Source organism: Hamadaea sp. NPDC051192 (assembly GCF_040682475.1).
Classification (GTDB): domain Bacteria; phylum Actinomycetota; class Actinomycetes; order Mycobacteriales; family Micromonosporaceae; genus Hamadaea; species Hamadaea flava.
The window spans coordinates 1-1,528 of record NZ_JBFBAZ010000299.1 but is presented as its reverse complement, the minus strand read 5'-3'; the positions used below and the strand labels follow the sequence as shown (position 1 = coordinate 1,528).

General features: G+C 69.7%; 1 protein-coding gene and 1 pseudogene. Both read left to right on the top strand.

The window, feature by feature from the left end:
• A partial coding sequence (locus tag AB0M47_RS42715) for an amidohydrolase family protein (RefSeq protein ID WP_363424763.1) occupies positions 1–1,085 on the top strand: 1,085 nt, incomplete at its 5' end.
• Between the two features lie 180 nt (positions 1,086–1,265).
• Positions 1,266–1,528: pseudogene (locus AB0M47_RS42710) on the top strand (hypothetical protein); the annotation flags it as partial.

The window sequence follows — 1,528 nt, the reverse complement described above, 5'->3', positions numbered from 1 at the left end:
AGGTCATCGACGCCACTGGCCAGGTGCTCATCCCCGGCTTCGTCGACACGCATCGCCACGTGTGGCAGGCGCCCCTGCGCGGCATCGGCCCCGACCTGACCCTGCCCGGCTACTTCGAGGTCGTCCTCGGCCGCGCACTGTCCGCGTACCGGCCGGAGGACACGCACCTCGCCGTCCGGCTCGGCGCCGCGGAGGCGCTCGACGCGGGCATCACGACCGTCCTGGACTGGAACAACACCACTCACGCCGAGGCGGTGGCTGACGCGTACCAAGGCCTGGGGATGCGCGCGGTCATCGCGGGCGACCAGCCTCGCGCAGATCTCACGGGTACGCTCAGCGCAGCGCTCGCCATCCTCGGCCCGGAATACGGCCCGGCCGACGAAGCCGAGGCACTCCTGCGCCGGGCGCGGGACCTGGGCATCCTCGTGACGATGCACATCGGCGGCGGGCGTACGCCGTCAGCAGTGTCGCGAATGGACGAAGCGGGTCTGCTCGGCCCCGGCGTGCATCTGGTCCACCTGAACTCCGTGACCGCCGACGAGGCCGAACTCCTCGCCGACACCGGCGCCGGAGTCACCGTGACGCCGCTCGTCGAAGAACTCATGGGCCACGGAGTCTCGGCGTACGGCCGGCTCGCCGATGCGGGCTGTCGACCCGCGCTCGGCGTCGACGTGGTGGTCAACTCCGTGCCGGACCTCTTCGAGGTCATGCGGGCGACCCTACGAGCCGAGCGTACGCGCGCCGTCCCGAGCGCGTCCGCGCCGATGCTCGCGGCTGCACGCATGCTCGACGCGGCCACGGTAGACGGGGCACGAGCGTTGGGCCTGATCGACCGGATCGGCACGATCGCCGTCGGCAAACGAGCCGACCTGGTACTCCTCGACGGGCTCGCCCACCTCGCCGGAAGCGCCGACTGCGCCGGTGCGGTGGTCACGTCCCTGCGACCCTCCGACGTGGACACGGTCATCGTCGACGGCCGCATCGTGAAGCGTTCCGGCCGGCTCGTCGACGTCGACCTCGCCGCCCTCCGCGCCTCCGCCGCCGACCTGGGACGCCGCGCCCTCGGCGCGCCAGCCGCCCGCTAAGCCGTGCTGTTCGCTGGGGCCATGCGGCTGGCGCATGATCACGGAATCAGGCGCGAAGTCGCAGATGGCGGGCGCACTCCCGCTACTGGCGTGTGTGGACTCATTGGTTGCTGAACCTGGCACATTCTGGTGACCTTGACCCTCTGGAAGATGTCGTACCTACGTCCTAATGTTGATTCCGTGGACGGGGTGTTGGCGCAGGTGGAGGCGGATGTCGCCAAGTTGGCGGCTGGTCCCCTGTGGACACTTTCGGACGCCGAGATCACCGACGAGGTACGCCGTGTTCATGTGGCGATCCAGCGGTTGTCTGGCCGTCTGCTGACGTTGATCGGGGCGGCGGACAGTCGTGAGATCCCGTATAACGCGGGTGCGACCGGGACGGCGAACTGGCTGACCTATCTGCTGTCGATGCGGCACCGGGAAGCGGTGGAGTGGACCAAGCT